10 protein-coding genes and 2 pseudogenes are annotated in these 15,669 nt (G+C 59.8%); 8 read left to right on the top strand and 4 right to left on the bottom strand.

The features are described from left to right. Window positions 1-432: 432 nt before the first annotated feature. On the bottom strand, window positions 433-579 hold the full coding sequence (locus tag FHY04_RS22345; RefSeq protein ID WP_221211921.1) for a hypothetical protein: 147 nt from the start codon (window positions 577-579) through the stop codon (window positions 433-435). Between the two features lie 508 nt (window positions 580-1,087). Here FHY04_RS22345 and FHY04_RS20840 point away from each other — a divergent pair. Further along, a complete protein-coding gene (locus FHY04_RS20840) occupies window positions 1,088-1,546 on the top strand; it encodes an EAL domain-containing protein (protein ID WP_183937739.1) in 459 nt (152 codons plus the stop codon). Window positions 1,547-1,677: 131 nt separating this feature from the next. On the opposite strand, the gene FHY04_RS22790 is transcribed toward FHY04_RS20840, so the two are convergent. Both FHY04_RS22790 and FHY04_RS20830 read right to left on the bottom strand, forming a co-directional pair. Beyond that, the gene (locus FHY04_RS22790) at window positions 1,678-1,782 is read right to left on the bottom strand and encodes a zinc-binding dehydrogenase (RefSeq protein ID WP_260171705.1); all 105 of its coding nucleotides are present in this window, start codon (window positions 1,780-1,782) and stop codon (window positions 1,678-1,680) included. 120 nt (window positions 1,783-1,902) lie between these two features. Then, window positions 1,903-4,160, bottom strand: a pseudogene (locus tag FHY04_RS20830) (Tn3 family transposase). 129 nt (window positions 4,161-4,289) lie between these two features. Here FHY04_RS20830 and FHY04_RS20825 point away from each other — a divergent pair. The 7 genes from FHY04_RS20825 (at window position 4,290) to FHY04_RS20795 (ending at window position 13,588) form a co-directional block, all read left to right on the top strand. Then, complete coding sequence (locus tag FHY04_RS20825; RefSeq protein ID WP_183937737.1) at window positions 4,290-4,916, top strand: recombinase family protein; 627 nt, start codon at window positions 4,290-4,292, stop codon at window positions 4,914-4,916. A gap of 1 nt (window position 4,917) precedes the next feature. Continuing rightward, entirely contained in the window at window positions 4,918-6,036 is a 1,119-nt protein-coding gene (locus FHY04_RS20820) for a LuxR C-terminal-related transcriptional regulator (RefSeq protein ID WP_183937735.1), read from the top strand. Between the two features lie 70 nt (window positions 6,037-6,106). Further along, complete coding sequence (locus tag FHY04_RS20815) at window positions 6,107-7,543, top strand: hypothetical protein (protein ID WP_183937733.1); 1,437 nt, start codon at window positions 6,107-6,109, stop codon at window positions 7,541-7,543. A gap of 354 nt (window positions 7,544-7,897) precedes the next feature. Next, window positions 7,898-9,301, top strand: coding sequence for a hypothetical protein (locus FHY04_RS20810; protein ID WP_183937731.1), 1,404 nt, complete (start codon window positions 7,898-7,900; stop codon window positions 9,299-9,301). A gap of 2,354 nt (window positions 9,302-11,655) precedes the next feature. Then, on the top strand, window positions 11,656-12,309 hold the full coding sequence (locus FHY04_RS20805) for a ParA family protein (protein WP_183937729.1): 654 nt from the start codon (window positions 11,656-11,658) through the stop codon (window positions 12,307-12,309). Then, window positions 12,309-12,638: a hypothetical protein gene (locus FHY04_RS20800; protein WP_183937727.1), complete on the top strand. Its 330-nt coding sequence runs from the start codon at window positions 12,309-12,311 to the stop codon at window positions 12,636-12,638. The genes FHY04_RS20805 and FHY04_RS20800 overlap by 1 nt, the downstream gene beginning before the upstream one ends. After that, window positions 12,635-13,588 carry a replication initiator protein A gene (locus FHY04_RS20795; protein ID WP_183937725.1) on the top strand — a complete coding sequence of 318 codons (954 nt, stop codon included), beginning with the start codon at window positions 12,635-12,637 and terminating at the stop codon, window positions 13,586-13,588. Before FHY04_RS20800 ends, FHY04_RS20795 begins: the two co-directional genes overlap by 4 nt. Window positions 13,589-14,196: 608 nt before the next feature. On the opposite strand, the pseudogene FHY04_RS23110 reads toward FHY04_RS20795, so the two are convergent. After that, window positions 14,197-14,928 (bottom strand): annotated as a pseudogene (locus FHY04_RS23110) (Tn3 family transposase); the annotation flags it as partial. Between the last annotated feature and the right edge of the window lie 741 nt (window positions 14,929-15,669).

The following is a 15,669-nucleotide window of genomic DNA, read 5'->3' as shown; positions in this document are numbered from 1 at the left end:
AAGGCCGCCGCGCGGACATGATCGTCGCCGCCGTCGGACAAGGCGGAAGCCTTCCACAGAAGGTTTGCTAGCGGCGGCAGACCCAGGAGGCGATGCTGGAGTAGCTGAACGCAAAGGCGAGAGTCAAATCTCGCTGAGTGACCCCCGATGGGCGTCAAGCCACCAGGCGTTTAGCCACGATAGCGATCATAACTGCATTCAGCGTCAGCCTATTACCGCCTTTTTCCTCAATCACGAGATCGCTTTGCGTACGCCTAAGTGGATCAAGTGCGTTCCAGCGACGCAGGCATTCGCCTAGCGTCGCCTTTCAAGGCTGATGGATAGACTCGATCAGTTCGGCGCGACTGTCTGGATCGGTGATGGGCATGCCGCCGCAATAGACCAGTTTGCTGAATGCCCCGCTAACGCTGCCGTGCGGCCTTATATGAAGGGCTACAAGCCCAACATTACTTTTGCCGTGTCCTTGGCGTTAGCGAGGGCCTTTGCAACGTCGCTGCGGCCTAGCTGATTGCGCCGCGCGGCATTTATCTCTCGTAGATGGTTACGGAAATCGATGCGGGAGCGATAACGTTTGGCCATGTCGGTTCCATAACTATAAGAGAAGACACGGGGCAATAACCCGCATTATGTTCGCAACCCATCGACGACAGTATAGCGGCCGTACGGGTCGCTTACTAATCTTTCTCGGCCCGCTTTTAATCGGCTTTGCGCGCTCGGCTCAATGCTGCGGCATGTTCGCGCGCGCGTTGCTTGGACAGCTTCTCGAAGTGCTGATGGAGCTTCATCTCGTAATAGATTATGCGACTGTCGCAAAAAACGACGACACTCGAGACGCACGAAAATCAGAATATTCGCGTCAGCAGGGAATTAGGACGTGCGCGATACGACCATGCCAACCTCTCGAGGAAGCGCAGGCCGCGTCGGAACGGATGATGTCCGGACGCAAGGACTAATCCAGTCGGAAATTGTCGGGATCTTTCGGTCGCCCTGCCCTTCGCGATCAAGACTAGCTCGCACAGCCGCGACGTCGGCCTAATCCCTTGTTAAAGGCGTCTTTTTAGACCGCCCACACAAAGAGGTATCAGCGGTGCATTTCTCGATCTCGACCAAGGTGACGGCCGCCTGTGCAGCCGTACTCGTGCCTTCGCTGCTGCTGCTCGCAAGCGGGCTAGAAATTGGTGCCGAGGTCGGAGCCGCGAACGAACATATCGGCCACCTCAGCCAGCTTCAGGTGGCGGGCGCCATCATCTCGATGGACGATTTCGGCACCGGCCATTCCTCGCTCAGCAATCTCAACGAATTCAGCTTCGACAAGCTGAAGATCGATCGGAGCTTTGTCGCGACGATGTTGTCGCATGCCCCCTCCGCGGTGATCGTCAAGGCCACGATCGGTCTAGGCAGGAGCCTTGGCATGTCCATCGTCGCAGAAGGCGTGGAAACCGCGCTACAGCTGAAACAGTTGCGGGAATGGGGGTGCGACCAAGTACAAGGCTATTATATCGGCAGGCCAGTGCCGCAGGTGGCCGAGGTGCTGAACGGACGCTGAAGCTATTACATCCTTTCCAATATCCGAAACAGCCGAAAGTCGGGATATTCCGACATAGCTTGAAGCAGTCGCTGGTTTGCGTGGTCAGCCTCATTGGTGGGAGAGCCTAAAGTGGCTTTCCCACTCGGGGATCAGACAGTTACGACGATCTTGCCAATCTGCTCGTTGGATTCGAGGAAACGCGTCGCTTCCTGAATTTGGTCGAACGGGAATGTCCGCGACACCACCGGGTCCAGCTTGCCGCTTTACAGACCCTCGGGGATGAAGGCTTTGGCTCGCGCAAGCGCTTCATAATCGCTAAGCCCGACCAGATGCACCTACTTGGGGACCGGTGAGAGGATGTTCGAAAACGTACGCTAAGCGTCCCGGCCTTGCTGGTAGAGGCGGAGTGGCCTGAACCGTTCGCGGGGTTTGTCCATCTCGCTCCACAGATAGTCGCCGGTGAGGCCGATATGCTCCCAGCCCAGCGGCGCGACATGGGCGAGGAGTTCGTCCGGCACCTCGACACCGCTGGCGCGCACATGCCGGACGGCGCGGTCGAGATAGACGGTGTTCCAGAGCGTGACGGCTGCGGTGAGCAGGGTCAGGCCGGAGGCACGATGGCGCTGGTTCTCGAAAGTGCGGTCGCGCAATTCGCCGAGGCGGTTGAAGAAGATGGCGCGGGCGAGCGCGTTGCGGGCCTCGCCCTTGTTGAGGATGCTGCCGGTTCGGCGCCGCTGTTCGGGATCGTCGAACCAGTTGAGCATGAACAGGGTGCGCTCGATCCGTCCGACCTCGCGTAGCGCGCGGGCGACTGGATTTTGACGCGGAAAACCTGCCAGCTTGCGCAGCATGACCGAAGCGCTGACGGTGCCGGCGCGGATCGAGGCGGCAAGGCGCAGGGTTTCGTCCCAATTCTCCTCGATCGCGCGGACGTTGACCGGCCCTGCGACGAGCGGGCGCAGCGTCGGCCAGGGTTCGAGCGATGACAGGCCATAGAGCCGGCGTTCGTTGAGGTCGCGGATGCGCGGCGCGAAGCGGAAGCCGAGCAGTTGGCACAGACCGAAGACATGATCGACCGCCCCTGCCGTGTCGGTCGCATGTTCGCGGATTATTAGCTCGCTCTCATGGTCGAGCAGGCCATCGAGGACGTGCGCGGCCTCTCCGGCATTGGCTGCGATGACCTTGGTGTGGAACGGCGTGAAGCGGTCGGTGACATGGGTGTAGAACAGCACGCCGGGATCAGTGCCATAGCGGGCGTTGCGATCGGCGCGCGCCTCGCCCTGACCGCCGGCACGGAAGAACTGCCCGTCCGACGACGATGTGTCGCCCGGTCCCCAGACCTGGGCGAGCGGATGCGCGGTGTGGCAATCGAGGATCGCCGCTAGCGCCGACAGATAGGTTTCGTCGCGCACATGCCATTCCGCCGTCCAGCGCAGGGGGGACAGGGTCAGCCCACGCGAGCTTTCTGCCATGCGCCCGAGGCCCAGGTTGGTCGCATCGGCGAGGATCGCACCCATCAGCGCGGACTGGTCGGAGGCCGGCTCGCCGCTGCGAGCATGGACGAAACGGTCGGCGAAGCCCGACCATGCGGCGACCTCCACCAGCAGGTCGGTGACCCGGACACGCGGCACCATCGCGTAGAGCCGGGCCTTCAGTGCCTCGACGTCGTCGGATGGCGTTCGACGGACCGGCGAAATCACCAACTGCCCGCGCTCGATCGTCACGTCGACCAGCTCGCCGGTCGCGGCTGCGCGTTCCACCTCGGTCATACGCTGGTTCAGCAGGGTGCGACGATCCGCATACCATTCGGCGAAACCAGACGACACGGCCAGGCGCAGATTGCCATCGGCGCGCATCGTTTCGAACGCGGGCACCGGCAACAGGGAATCGTCGAGCGTGCGATAGGCGCGGCTGCCGTCCACCCAGATGCTGCCCGAACCGAGCCGTTCGCGCAGATGGACGATCACGGCGATCTCGTAGGCGCGGCGGTCGATCGTCCCTTCGGCCGGCTGCACGACCTTGCGCCAGCGCGGCTTGATGAAGCTAGGCGTTCGAGCGCCGCTTCCTGATCGGCCGTGCAGTCGCGGATCAGTCCGGCATGCGCGGCCTTGCGTGCCTGCGCCCGCACGATGAGGGCGAGCCGTTCCAGCGTCGATGCCGCGGGCAGCACGATCCGGTCGAGCCGCAGGCGATCGACCATGCCAGCGACGATTGCATCACCACGATTGGTCGAAGTGGCGATCTCCGATCCCAGCGCCAGCATCGATCGCACGTCGATCCGGTCGAAGGCGCGCAGACCAAGTTGGGCTTCGATCTCGGCGCGATGCTCGCGCAGCGTCGTCGCGCGCGCGGAATATTCGGCGAAGTCGTCGGTTCGGCAACCGCTCTGGTCGGCGAGCAGCGCCAGCATGGCGGCAGGCACCGCCTCACCCGGCAGTAGGCTCCGTCCCGGATGATGCAGGTAGCAGAGCTGCACCGCATATCCGAGCGGGTTCGCCCCGCGCCGGCGACGCGCGATCTGTCCGAGGTCATCGGGACCGAGGGTGTAGAGCCGTTCGATCGTTGCCTGATCAGGCGGCGGATCGAAGATCGCGCTGCGCTGGGCGGGGGACAATATGGTTCTGGGCGGCATCGGCTTCCTGTTCGTCACGCAACATGAAAGCGACCCTGTTCATGGAGCGTAGACCACAAGACGGGTTATATGACATTATAGCGATCGACCGACGGGCAATGCCGCTCCGTCACGCAGACGGACGTATATGTGACGACGCAAATTGGTTACGCGCGGGTGTCCAAGGCGGACGGCAGCCAGGTCCACGACCTTCAGCGTGATGTGCTGGTCGCGGCCGGCGTCGATCCCGAGCATATCTATGAGGATGCCGCGTCGGGCCGGCTCGACAAGCGGCCGGGACTGGACGCCTGCTTGAAGGCACTGCGCCGCGGCGACACACTCGTGATCTGGAAACTCGACCGGCTTGGTCGCGATCTGCGCCACCTCGTCAACACGGTCGGCGACCTGACGAAGCGCGGCATCGGCCTGAAGGTGCTTGCCGGCGAAGGCGCATCGATCGACACCACCACCGCCAACGGTCGGCTGATCTTCGCGATCTTTGCTGGCCTCGCCGAGTTCGAGCGCGAACTGATCGTCGAGCGCACCCGCGCTGGTCTGGACTCCGCGCGGGCACGCGGGCGGCATGGCGGTCGCCCGTTCAAGATGACCCCCGCCAAGCTGCGTCTTGCGCAGGCCGCGATGGGCAAGCCCGAAACCAAGGTCGCCGATCTGTGCGCCGAACTGGGGGTCACCCGACAAACGCTCTACCGCCACGTCACGCCCAAGGGCGAGATCAGGCCCGATGGCGAAAAGTTGTTGACGCGAAGGGCGCGGTAGAATGCCGACGCGCATCATCCCTGCCCCAATCGAGGAAGCGTTTATCGACGCTATCTACGAGGCTGCTGTCGTCGTGGATCGGTGGCCAAACGTTCTTCAGAGCTTGGCGGATCATTACGGCGCGGGCGGGGCAATGCTCTTCTCGGTCGTCGGCAGCGATCAACAGGTCATCGTCACCAATGGGTTCGCGCCGACATTCGAGCGCTACGTCGCGGAAGGTTATATGTCGCCCAACGAGCGCGCCGCGCCGCTGGTCGCCGAACACGCGCCCTGCTTCCGCAGCAACGCCGATTACCGAACCGCATCGCAGCGTGCAGCCATGCCGGTATACCGAGACCTCCTTATCCCCGCCGGCTTCGAACATGCTGTCGGGACCGTGGTGCAAGGACCGCATCATTCCATGCTCGCCATGACGCTGGAAGGAATGCAAACAGAAGAGGCTGCGAAACAGGCACTTCCGGCACTCAATCGTCTCCGCCCGCATCTGGCGCGCGCGCTCAGCCTTTCAGCCCATGTTGGGCTGAACCGTCATCGTCTTATCGTCGACACGCTGGCACTGACCGGCTGCCCCGCTGCAATCCTTGCCATTGATGGTCGGCTGGTAGCTGCTAATCAGGAGTTCGAAAGCATTCTCGGCCCCCGTGCCGTTGATCCTCATGGGCGGCTGAGATTTCTCGACGCGGACACCGAAAGCCGCTTTCGTGGTGCGATGCAGATCGGCATGGCAAAGGTCGTATCCGCGTCATTCATCGTGGCCGGTCACGCAGGCGATCGTCCCTGTGTCGTCCATATCATTCCGCTTCGGCGACTGGCGCGCGATGTCTTCGGCTCCAATGGCTTCGTAATGATTGTAGCCGATGGCCACAATCGCACGACCCCGAACGCCGATTTGCTCCGCGTTCTGTTCGACCTAACAGCAAGGGAGGCCACGCTGGTCCGCTACCTTGCCGAAGGGCGAAATATTGCAGTTGCGGCCGAGGTGATGGCGATCGCGGTGACAACGGCGAAGGTACACCTTCGCAGCGTGTTCGAGAAGACCGGCTGTGCCCGGCAAGCCGAGCTGGTCGCACTGGTGCACACCTATACCGCACTCCCCACGTCAAGACATGGAGACGCCTGAATTTCTCGCGTACTTCAAACGGAGTATGCGCCATCGTTCCAACCCGGATAGGATTTCCCCGGGGGACACAATGAGCGCCGATCACATTCCGTCGAAGATCTTAGTGGTAGTAGTAAAGATTGTGTTGCTGCGCATCCGTAATACGCCATCGCTTAAGATATCGCGAGCGGCCTCACAGCGCTTGAGTCTGCTCGCGATGAGGCCTGCGCCAGCGGCGATGCCGATCGGGGGCATCAAGCAGCGGCCGATCCGGTCCAGTAATGGAGATTTGAAGATGAACAGGCGTCGTATAGCTTCACTATCCTGTGGAATGGCGCTGATTGCCTCCACCGCCCTTGCCTCGTCCAAGATTTCCGCTCAGGCTGTACCGCGTAGTCAAGTCGCAGCGATGAGGATGCAACCGGCGAAATCCCCCGTGATGGCAATATCCTTTATTGCCGGAGCCACCGAGAACGGGATGCGCGCTCTTAATCGATCGCTGAAGGCTTTAAAGCCTAAGAAAACCACTGTTCTCAAATCACTCTTCATGGTCGATGAGCAACCGATGGAAAATCCGGCTGTTTGGACGATCCCCAAGACAATCTTTTGGGTGACACCCTTCTATCAGCAACTCGTGACAGAGATGGGCGAGGGCGCGGTAATCCTCAACCCGCTGATCGCCGATGCCGATGAAAATGGCGAAGCGATACTGAAATCGTCCACCGATCTGTCGGGCACTCCCGTCGAGGTCTATTTCCAAGCCTATCAGTATCCCGGCTACAACGGCACGACGAACACGCTCGGACCTCGGAGCGAAGGCGATCAGGTCACACCTATGACCCTCGTCATGGATGCCCGCGACCACCGCAACAATAGCATCACGCTAGCGTCAATCATCGATCGAATTCCGCAAAAAGCGATGAGTTCCTACGCACAGCAGTGGCTCAGCGGCAAGGAATTCACGCAACTGCTGGCCTCCGGCCCTGAAGAGCTGCCGGAACAAGCCAAGATCATGCGCAAAGTCGTAAAAAAGGTCCGCGGAGAAGCTGCCCCTATTATTGCAGCGGACAGCGACGCCGGCCAACAACAGCGATATGCGGAACTCGCGGGGTTGACCTCAAATCCCCTTGTTCCTGATTTCCTTCGTGCCGAAACGCGGTTCCGAGCCATCCAGAGCCGCCGGTTCGTCCATCATGTCTGGAACAGCCCGCTTGGGGACTCGCTGCAAGCCCTGCTCACCGCCGAGCGCAAGGGACAGAAGGCGCTCGACGCCGCTTGGCTGTCGGCTGGCGTATCCGGGATGCAAGCAGGAGGAGGTACGACCATGTTCGGCAACATCATGAATGCACAACCGACAATGTCTGCTATAGGGCAAGATATGACAGCGGCGACGTTCCCTGTTCTGGCTCAGCAGGTCAGATTAACGTCCGACATAGCGCAGTCTTCGGCTAATATCGAAGCCAGCTCTCTCCAAGAACTCCGCGTCAAGTTCCGCACGCTGGCTGTTCGTGCCGGACAAAATCCCTAAACTACTCTGTTAGAATTTTTCTTGGAAGCTTGTAGTGTTTCTAAAAAAAATATCGACAACTATATTTATTCCTTGATTAAAAGGGGTTAGCATAGTGGAGAATATCTTTGTTCTGCTTGCGGACTGGAATAGTCCGAAGGATCCGGTTCCCTTCTATGGAGCCCCACCGGGGGGATGCCTTGATTTCAACAATCGGCGAGCCAAGCCTCGCGCCCTACTCGCCGTTATCGATGAAGTCGCGATCCCGGACTGCGAATACGGCATGCCCTACCAAGTGGTCGTTTGCGAGGTGCAGCCTCAGGCTTCGCCACTGTGGCCGGGAGAGATTGCGTGAGAGCGGTTCCGTTGGTCACAATGCTGATGCTCGCTGGCTGCGCGAGCCCCGAGGAACGCCGCTGGGCGAAAGGCTACAGCCCGGTGATCGACCGGCTGCCGGCACCGCCAACCGCGTCCGAGTTCGAGTGGCGAAAGCCCTCGGTCGCACTTTATAGCTTCCCGACGCTCGCGTCGGGCAACCCTCCGGCCTCGCTGAAGGATCTGTCGGACCAAGGGCAAGCGGCCTTCATCGAGACGATGACCGCCACCGGTGCAAAGCCTGAGGACATCCGTGACGCGCTGGCTCGTCCGATCGCGCAGAAGGCCGCGCAGTCGGAAGGAACGGCTGCGGTCGAAGGGAGCTACAAACAGACGCTCGTCGCGACCGTGAGCCGGGGCTGGGACGCCGGACCGGCCGACCGGCTAGTCCGAACCTGGATCGAGGTCACTCCCCTTAACTTTGTGTTCGACGGCTACACCGTCATCGCAACCGACAACCAGCTGTTGAACATCGCGCAGATTACGAACACATCCACCGCCAGCCTTCAGGCCCAGCTCGGCCGAACGACTTCTGATACCACTGCCACGACCACTACCGCCCCGCCGGTGACGAGCGTCTTGACCGATGTACTGGGCACCAGCGCCGGCGTCACCGGCAATCTTAGCAACCAGCGGGTCACCAACGCGACGATCAACCAGCAATACATGAAGCTCGGCGCCGACATCCTACCGACCGAGCTTCGAATCTTGCGGGAGAGCGAGCGCAACCTCGACATCTCCGGTAATACGTTGATTGCGCTGACAATGCGCATCGATCCGCGTCGCTGGCGCCGTGATCTCCCGCCGTCACCTTTGCAGCTAGAGGAACGCTCGCAACGCGTTACCAGGCTGAGACTCGCCAGTGATTCCGGCGTATTACAGTCACCCGGCGACATCACGCTCGAGGTGACGCTGCAGAAGTCACCGCCGTCTTGTCCGCTGATCGCCGACGTCCACCTTTACTATGAGCTGCGGCAGGTCACGGGAAACCCCAGCACCTATGTCGAGGGGAAGCAAAAGGCGGACTACAAGCGGGGCGTCTACAAGAAGGAGCGCGTCGAGCTGGTGCCGGCGACCACCGTGCGCCGCCCGAGCTGGCACCTCTATGGTCGAAGCGATGCTGAACTAACGCTCCGCGACGTCTTCGGGCAGAACTTGCCTCTCGACTTCACCAGCTACGAACAGGCGCGTAATTTCGCTGATTGGCTTAATCGGAACGCTTCAGCGATCAAAAGCAGCGGGCTTAACCTCGGCCAGGCCGGGCTGCGGTTGTATTCCGGTGATGAAGGGACGCCGTTCCCTGCTGGTCCTTATGAAGCGCGGCCTTATGAGCAGCAGTCGCTCGTGGAACTGTGCCGCCGGATCGAACACGAGCCGAGAATTGAGACCCGAAAGCCTGAATGAGACGGTGATGACGAAGCCGGCCGCGTGAGCGCGAGCTCAAGGCGAGGCGGGCGCGGTGACGCGCAGCCGAAGCTACTATCCACAGGAGCTTCGCGGCAAATTTCGAACGTTGATGGCCTGCGCCGGGCCAGTGCCCCTAGTGAGGGCCGGAACCGCCCAATTCACTCGACCGTCCGCCGTTCGCAACTCTCGCGGGCGGAGTTGCAGCCGTCCGGGGGGGTACCGTCGGAATGGTTGGAATAGGATGTGCTGTCGAGGGTGTATTATTAGACTGGGGAAAAGGGGCAAAGGACGGAAGCGTCGCTTGCTGTAACGCGCCTTCCGCCACCCCAGCCAAGGAAGCAGAACCAGCTTGTTCGACACTACTGGCTACATTCGTCATTATTGCCACGCTCCGGCGCAGCCCGGTCGAAGATCGTTCATTCTGCACATGGCCAAGCGCTTTCACCCGGCCCGCATCGACCGACATAACCAGAGCGTCGATATCGGTAAGTGTCCGATCGTCAGATGATCGGTCTGGCGCAACTCCTGGCGTCCCAGCCACGAAGCTACCTACATAATCCAGTAATCGGGAAGCAAGGCGGCTCGTTGTGGTCCAAACCGAGGGCTCATAGATTTCAAGGACAGGCGGCTTTTCATAGAAGCCCCCTGCCGCAACCATCTTCCCGACAGCATCTCGTACATAATTACGGCACCTGCGGGGCCTCTTTATATTTTCTACAGAGTCGGATGCCTCGCCATCAACGACGCATATTGTGACTTTTCCATCGCCCGAGTCTGACGCTGATCTAGCTAAGGCGATCTGAGCCGCCGCCAAGTCCTTCGCCGATGCAATAACGCTCGCGAAAGCGGGGTTGCAGAACGTCAACGATGTGATCGCACATACTACGCACGAAGTAGCTTTCATCTGACATCCCCAAACACAGAAGCCTGCGCGTTCTCATGATATAGCATCGTCCCGGACAAGGCATCCTTCAAACGAGGTAGGATCACAGCTGTCGATCACGCCGTTGGCACATCACCGTCTTAGCGTACGTTTTTGACCATCCTCTCACCGGCCCCCTACTTGCCGCTTGTGGGGTTGGTTGGGGCCTCGACCTTTTTACGGGTGACTAACATCCGCTTATTCGCACCATCAAACCGTGGGATCAAACACTTAGGGAATGTTTTATCTAAATCTAGGCGCTTGAAAATCGCAGATTGTCACAACTAAATCACCGGGTGGTCTGCCTACTTTCTGGGAGCGACGATTTACCGCCTGCCTAAGGCGCACTGTGGCGTCAACTGGCGAGGAACTTTGTTCCAACGTTCGAAAGCGCTTCAGCGCGGCGGGCGACAACCGGCCTTTGATCATTCGCGCGTCTGGCAAAACGACGCCCGGAATACCGTCCGCGACGAGTTCAATCTTAAACGTGCCGTCGTCATTTACCATCCCGATGACCTCATCGGTGCTGTCGACTTTTTTTCACCCGGCGCACGTTCGGGTCAAGGCAGCATGGCAATACCATCGAATCATGTCGCTCTATCGCAAGCCGATCATGACGATGAGGTTAAGACGCGACGTCGCATTTTCTCACCGTATATAAGCCTCGAATGACTGCAGGTAAGCGTTTTTGCCGTTGCAAAAGGGACCCCTTTTGCGACGCGGCCTGTGTAGCTTCGATTCTACAAATAGGATCGACTCCGAGAACGCCACGCACCCCTGCTAGGTGACACTTATCTCTGACAGAACCGTGCCAATCAGCGCTGATATCTACAGGGCAGCCCCGTCATAACTCCCGCATGCCTACCCAATCGCAGGCCTAACGCCCACTAGCTTAGTAGCTTAGTAGCCTAGTAGCTTAGTAGCTTAGTAGCTTAGTAGCTTAGTAGCTTCGTGGCTTAGTAGATTAACAGCTTAATGGATTAATGGCTTAATGTGGTTCATTTGAAGCGTTCTGCGGGGACCGCGTTCTATCTTTAATTTGTCGCAGCCGACCGTGGTTTGGCGTGGTCGGACCGATGCGCGCCGCCATGCTCGGCAACGCCCTCCCCTGTAGTCCCACCGATGCTGGCTGCAACTGGCGCCCTCCCCATGGCCCAGTCAATGGCGGGGCGGCGACGCTACCGAAAAAGCAGGCGGCACGGCTACCCAAATGCGAGTGCGCGGCTTGCGGCTAGACCCTGTGGACCGCCCGGAAATGGCTCAGGCGGCTGGCCCGCCGCTTTTGCCCAATTGGTCATAGGTCGATGTGCAGCGATCCACTCGGCAGTGGTCGAAACAGCAGGAAGGGGATGGCTAAGCAACTTACCGTCTTTACTACTAAGCGACTAAGCTATATAAGTCGCTTAACCGATTATTAGGAGCAGCAGCTGTGCAGGTATGGGCCGTGATCGCGCAAAAGGGCGGTCAATCCAAGACCACCCTCTCCACGGGATTTGCCGTTGAGGCAGCGCGCGAAGGCGCATCCGTAGTAATTCTCGATGCCGACGATCGGCAGGGCTCGGCGCTTTACTGGTCGGAGCGCCGGGGCGAGGAAGACGTGACAGTGAAGGACAGCAGCGTCGCTGGCCTGCCGCTTCACGTCTCGCGCGGGCGAGCCAGCGGCAAGATCGACCTTATCATCATCGACACGCCTGCAAACTCCAAGGATATCGCCATGCTTGCAGCGGAGCAGGCAGATTTCGTTATTATTCCAGTCGCACCACGCGGGCTGGATGTTCATTCGGTGTTGCAGACCGTCAAGCAGGTGCAGCAGGCCGGTACGCCGTTCGCAGTCATCCTCACTCAAGTCCCACATCAGGGTGGAGAGGGGCAGGAGGCCCAGGCCGGCTTCGTTGCCAAGAGCGTGACGGTGTTCGACAGTCGGCTTCATTTCCGCAAGGATTTTTACAAGGCTACACCGCAGGGCCGCACCGCTGCCGAGACGAATCCTGAGAGCAAAGCGGCGGTCGAGCTACGCGCCGCCTATGCTGAAGCTAAGCGATTAAGCGGATATGCGACTAAGCCAGTAAGCGAGGCGGCGTAATGGCCCGTAAGCCCTCCGCTCTTGCGGGCATCTTCGATGACGAACCTGCGGATTCAACACCCACAGCTACCTCCGTCGCTGACGTGATTCCCGAACCGCCGAAGGCGGCTACGCCACGACGCCCGGCCAACCCGTCGGCGCCGTCCGCACCGGCGCGGCGCAGCAGCCATGCCGGCAAGAAGCCTGTGCTGATCCACATCCCCGAGGACATGCACCGCGCGTTGCGTCAGCTCAGCGTCGAGGAGGGCGGGGAACCGCTCACTGTCGTTACCGAGCGCTTGCTTCGTCAGTATTTGGTCAAGCGAGGCCATACCAGGTTCGCGCCATGAGCAAGCGGCGCGATCCCAATCCCGAGTTCGACCTATTCATCCCGGCGCTGGGCGATCTGTCGCTTCGCGACCAGCGAGAGCTGATGGAGAGACCGTTCTTTTCGCTCCAGAAGCGCAAGCGTCTCAAGCCCATCGAATATCGCAGTCCTGACGGCGAGGCCTGGGTGCGTGTGCAGGCGATCCCGGATTATGGCATGGCGACCATATGGGACGCCGATATTCTGATATGGGCTGCATCCACGCTAAACCGTATGAAGCAGCAGGGTTTGAATGATCTGCCGCGCACGTTGACGACAACACCCTATGACCTTTTACGGGCGATCAAGCGCGGCACAGGCGGCAGGGACTATCAGGAACTGCAAGCCGCACTGCTCCGGCTCCAGACCACTTCCATTACCACCTCGATCCGCGCAACGACACGTCGGCAGAAGGCCGGCTTCAACTGGCTCGATAGCTGGACGTTCGACACGGACGCTGAGACCGAGCAACCACGGGGTATGACGTTGACCCTGTCGGACTGGGTTTATGAGGGTATCGTCAACGAGAAATCGTTGCTGACTATGCACCCCGACTATTTTCTCTTGTCCGGGGGGCTGGAGCGGGCGCTGTATCGCATTGCGCGCAAGCATGTCGGATCGCAACAGGGTGGGTGGTTATGTCGGGTAGAGGTGCTGCGCGACAAAACGGGTAGCGATGCCCAGCCCAAGGAGTTCAATCGGATGCTTCGACGGGTGATCGAGGCCAACCAGCTCCCCGATTACATAATGGAACCGGCAAAGACGGCGGATAAAAGCGCTGCCGTCATGTTCAGGCGTCGTGGCGAGGCTGAAGCGATAGCCCTCGCTGAGCGGACGCGGGCGGAGGAAGATCGACGCGCTCGATTCGATGCTGATCGCCGGCGCACCGAGCAAGTAGACGCCAAGATGGACCATCTTGCAGGCCGGCGGTGACTATCGGGGTATCACCCACCGCGGTTAAAATTGTCGGGGTATCACCCACCAAGAACGCCAGTCCTCGGACCTTAACTGACAGCGTCTAAGTTCGCTGGACTGCCCAACCTGTGGACAACCAAGTTGAAAAGCCATTTTTCAGATTAACAGGCTCGGGGTTTCACACACTATCGCTTCGGGGGATCACCCACCACACTATCGGGGGATCACCCACCAAATGACGGGGTATCACCCACTGGGCTCTCCCGTAAGAAATTCAAAACAGGCCACAAATTCCACTTTTTCGAAGCTTAACCTTCTTAACAGTTCATATTTAACAGAATCTCTAACGCAAATGAGCAGCCTGGAGTGAGATAAGAAAGGGCTGTGGAATTGATCGTCAGGATCAATGCGCTTTTCCTCTATGCCGGCTAACGCCGTCACAGGACGGCCTAAGAGCCCCATGCTTTCGATAAACACAGACGGATCTGATGGTGTGTACCTGCATCGTTCCGTAAAAGGGCAGGGTAGTGAGAGTGGCCGTCACCTAGTCTTCCGTACCGTCGTAGTAGTAATCGTGTTATGTATAAGGGCAAGGAAACCGGTAAGAGGATGTTCGAAAACGTAGGCTAAACATCCCGACCGTTCTGATGAGGCGAAAAGGGCTGAACCGTTCACGAGGTTTGTCCGTCTCGCTTCACAGATAATCGCCGGTGAGGCTAATGTGCTCCCACCGCAACGGCGCGACACGGGCGAGCAGTTCGTCCGGCATCTCGGCACCGCTGGCGCACAGATGCCGGACAGCGAGGTCGAGATAGACCGTGTTCCAGAGGGTGACGGCCGCGATAAGAAGGATCAGCCCGGAGTCACGATGGCGCTGGTTCTCGAATGTACGGTAGTGCAATTCACCGAGGCGGTTTAAGAAGATAGCGCGGGTGAGCACATTCTGGGCTTCACCCTTGTTGAGGGTGGTACCGGTGCGACGCCGCTGTTCGGGATCGTCAAACCAGTCGAGCATGACAGGGTGCGCTCGATCCCCCCGATCTCGAGCAATGCGCGGGCAGCCGAGTTTTGACGCGAAAAACCGCCAGCTTGCGCAACATAACCGAGGCACTGACGGTGACCGCCCAGATCGAGGCCGCGAGCCGCAGCGTTTCGACACAATCCGCCTCGATCGCGCTAACGGTAACCGGAGCGGCTACGAACGGGCGTAGTGTCGGCCACGGGTCGAGGAGTGACAAGCCATACGGCCGGCGCTCGTTGAGGTCACAGATGCGCGATGCGAGGCGGAAGCCGAGTAGATGGCATAGGTCGAAAACGTGATCGACCGCCCCGGCAGTGTCGGTGACATGCTTGCGAATGCCCTGCATGGCTTCCAGAAGCTCTAAGAGGCCCGCTGGGGCCAGAGTAAGGTACTCCGGCATGGGTGTGCAACAATCAGCGCTCCAGCGGTTCTGTAGCGATGATATGGAGGATCACACTGCGACGAGCGCATGCGCTTCGACACGCGGCGCCTAAGGGGGCAGATCATCGCACAAGCTCTGATGGACAGCAGGGGCAATCTCCTGCCCGGCATCCTTGACGGGCTGCACCCGCAAGCATGTCTTGCGCGCAGCGGCAGCTAGTGCAATCGAGAGTGCGCGGCACGGTCAATCCCGTCCGTGGGGCATGGAAACCCCGACAATCGCTAGGTCCGGTCGAGCTTCTCGGCCGGGCGGCTGTCACGCATGTCCAAGGCTTGCCCAAAGGTGGCAGCGCCTTGTCCTAGCGCAGGGTTTCCAACGCCCGGCTTCTGGCCGGGCTCGCCTCTTGATCAACAGGAGGCAAAATGTCCCGATCCATTGATACGTCCAGCGCTCATGCCGAACAGGTTCGCCATGTTTCGGCCGCTAGAAATCTCCCTGCCGACATCAATATGATGGAGCCGCAGCGATGACCACCAACCAGAATTTAGCCGCGAAAAACGGCGACGCGAACACACACGATGGATCGTCTAAAGACGATCCATTAGAGCGGTTTCTGATCAGTCTGCATCGTAACCAGCGGCTGCAAAATAGTTCGAGCATTCCTGGGGTGAGTAGAGGTCCACGATGCGGCCGATG

This window comes from Sphingomonas sp. BK481 (assembly GCF_014194875.1).
Taxonomy (GTDB): domain Bacteria; phylum Pseudomonadota; class Alphaproteobacteria; order Sphingomonadales; family Sphingomonadaceae; genus Sphingomonas; species Sphingomonas aerolata.
This window is presented reverse-complemented; position numbering and strand designations above follow the sequence as displayed.